This window comes from Azospirillum sp. B4 (assembly GCF_000333275.1).
Lineage (GTDB): Bacteria > Pseudomonadota > Alphaproteobacteria > Azospirillales > Azospirillaceae > Nitrospirillum.
The window spans coordinates 1-2,773 of sequence record NZ_BACU01000237.1; the positions used below are offsets into that span (position 1 = coordinate 1).

The 2,773-nt window shown below is 69.9% G+C and carries 2 protein-coding genes and 1 pseudogene; all 3 read right to left on the reverse strand.

The genetic code is table 11. The features are described 5' to 3' along the window. Nucleotides 1-712: pseudogene (locus tag I55_RS10035) on the reverse strand (hypothetical protein); the annotation flags it as partial. 29 nt (nucleotides 713-741) lie between these two features. Beyond that, nucleotides 742-2,190, reverse strand: coding sequence for a S41 family peptidase (locus I55_RS10040; protein WP_044560400.1), 1,449 nt, complete (start codon nucleotides 2,188-2,190; stop codon nucleotides 742-744). A gap of 1 nt (nucleotide 2,191) precedes the next feature. Continuing rightward, a complete protein-coding gene (locus I55_RS10045) occupies nucleotides 2,192-2,620 on the reverse strand; it encodes a murein hydrolase activator EnvC (protein ID WP_049974001.1) in 429 nt (142 codons plus the stop codon). Nucleotides 2,621-2,773: the final 153 nt, after the last annotated feature.

The window sequence follows — 2,773 nt, forward strand, 5'->3', positions numbered from 1 at the left end:
CGGCGGCCGGCATGCGGGCCAGCACTTTTTCCAGCGCGCTGGGCGACCAGCCCAGGTCGGCCATCACCAGGGCGATGCGCGGGCGCTTGTCGTCCTGGGGGAAGGGCCGGCTGTAGGCTTGCCAGGGGGCGGGGCCCTTGGCCGGCACGCGCGGCAGATAGCCGGCCCGCGTCTTTTCCAGCAGGTCCTCATTGCGGCTGGGCGCCAGCTTGACCTGGACATCCACGGGGTCCGCCTCACGCGGGGCCTCCGCCGCCTTGGGCTGGGCGCCTTCCGCCGGTGCCGCTGGCTTGGCGGCCACTGGGCGGGCGCTACCGTCTGGCAGGGTCACCGGGATGTCCGCCAGGGTGGACGCCTTGCGCCGCTGGCTCGCCGTTTCCTCGGCGGTGGCGGCCAGCCAGGCGACGGTGCCGGCCGTGGCCAGCACCACCAGGGCCACGGCCACGGCGAACAGGTTCAGCTTCCGCCGGGGCTTGTCCTTGGCGTCGTCGCCGGGGCTGGCCGTGGCCGCCCGGCCGGCGCGCTTGGGCACGCCCAGGCGCGCCGCCAGCACGTCGGCGGACGCGTCCTCGTCCGCGCCGGCCAGCAGCGCCTCGAAGGCGTCGTCATCGCCGCCCTTCCTGCGTTTTGTTTTCTTCGCCGCCTTGTGAGGCTTGGCCTTGCGCGGCTTGCGCGAGGCGAGGGCCTTCAGACGGGTGAGGAGGGCGGCCAAGGGGTCCCCATCGGTTGGCTAAGGCGTCGTCAGTTCGTGGCCTTGGACTGCTGCAACAGCGACAGGCCGCGCAACAGGTCGAGCGCCCGCGTCAGCTGGTAGTCCTGGGGCGTGGCGTCGCCGGTGGCGGCTGGCGGCACCGCGGTACCGCCGGCCTTCGGGTCGGCCTTGGGATCCGCCTTGGGGTCTTGCGTCTTGGCATCGACCTTGGCCTTGTCGGCGCCGGCACCCTTGGTGTCGGGCGTCTTGGCGTCCGAGGTCTTGTCCTTCGCGTCCTCGCCCGGCTTGGCCGGCTGTTTGGACCCGGGATCGGTGTTGCGCAGGGCGTGCGGCAGGTCGGCCTCGCGCCGGCGGATGATGCCGGCGGGCGTGCCCAGTTCCTCCACCTTGGCCTGCTGCACCTCGATGTCCGGGGTGATGCCCAGCTGCTGGATGGACCGGCCGGACGGCGTGTAGTAGCGCGCCGTGGTCAGCTTCATGGCATTGCCGCCGGGCATGGGCATGATGGTCTGGACGGAGCCCTTGCCGAAGCTCTGCGTGCCCATGAGGATGGCGCGCTTGTGATCCTGCAGCGCGCCGGCCACGATTTCGGAGGCCGAGGCCGAACCGCCGTTGATCAGCACCACCAGGGGCAGGCCGTGGATGGCGTCGCCCGCCTTGGCGTTGTAGCGCTCGCCCTGGTCCGGGCGGCGGCCGCGGGTGGACACGATCTCACCCCGCTCCAGGAACGTGTCGCTGACGGAGATGGCCTGGTCCAGCAGGCCGCCGGGGTTGTTGCGCAGGTCCAGCACATAGCCGACGACCTTGTCGCCCAGCTCCTTCTGGATGCCGGCCAGGGCCTTGTCCAGGCCCACCTGGGTCTGTTCGGTGAAGCCCGACAGGCGGATGTACCCGACGTTGCCCTCCACCCGCCACCGCACCGACTGCACCTTGATGACGGCGCGGGTCAGGGTCAGGTTGATGGGCTGGGGCACGTTGTTGCGGTGGATGGTGACCTTGATGTCGGTGCCGGGGGCGCCGCGCATCTTCTCCACCGCGTCATTCAGGCCCAGTCCGACGATGGCCTCGTCGTTCAGGTGGGTGATGTAGTCGCCCGGCTGCACGCCGGCGCGGGACGCGGGCGTGTCGTCGATGGGCGAGATCACCTTGACCACGCCGTTCTCTTCCGTGACCTCCAGGCCCAGGCCGCCGAACTCGCCCTTGGTCTGGACCTGCATGTCCTCGAAATTCTTCTTGTTCATGAAGTTCGAGTGCGGGTCCAGCGAGGCCAGCATGCCGTTGATGGCCGCCTCCACCAGTTGGTCGTCCGGCACTTCCTCGACATAGTCGGACTTCACGCGCTCGAACGCCTCGGTGAACAGTTCCAGCTGCTTGTAGGTCTCGGCCTTGATCGGCGGCTTGGCGTCCAGCGGCCGGGACAGGGGGCTGGCCAGATAGACCAGGGCCACGACGGCCACGGAGGTCAGCAGTTTCTTCATCTCACCCTTGTCCTTTACCCTCGGTGCCCGTGAAGCCGCGCAGGGGGTTGATCGGCTGACCACCCCGTCGCAACTCGAAATACAATGTGGGGGTTCCGTCGCTGGCCATGGCGCCCATGGGCTCGCCGGTCAACACACGTTGTCCCACCCGCGTATCGATCCGACCCAATCCCGCGATCAGGCTATGATACCCATTGGGGTGCTCGACGATCAAGATGAGGCCATAGCCCTTGAAGGGGCCGGCGAAGACCACCGACCCTTCATACGGCGCCACGACGGGGGAGCCTGCGCGGGCGCTGATGCGGATGCCCCGGCTGGTGGTGCCCACCGTGTCCTGCTCGCCATAGCGCTGGGCCACCGGGCCGGCCACAGGCAGGGTCATGCCGCCCAGCGCCGTGCCGCCGGGCACGTCCTTGGGCGTGCGGCCCATGGCGGCCAGCCGCTCCTGCGCCTTTTTCTGCCGCGTCTCCTCGGCCAGCTGGCGCTTCTGCGCCTCCGCCTGGCGGGCGCGGTCGGCCGCCGCCTTGCGCTCCGCCTCCAGCTTTTAACCAGGTCACGCAGGTCGCCGGCCTGGGCGGTCAGC

Bases quoted from the DNA above. Each gene is read 5' to 3' on its own strand.
- I55_RS10045 (WP_049974001.1), bottom strand. From the start codon at position 2,620: ATGGGCCGCACGCCCAAGGACGTGCCCGGCGGCACGGCGCTGGGCGGC.
- I55_RS10040 (WP_044560400.1), bottom strand. From the start codon at position 2,190: ATGAAGAAACTGCTGACCTCCGTGGCCGTCGTGGCCCTGGTCTATCTG.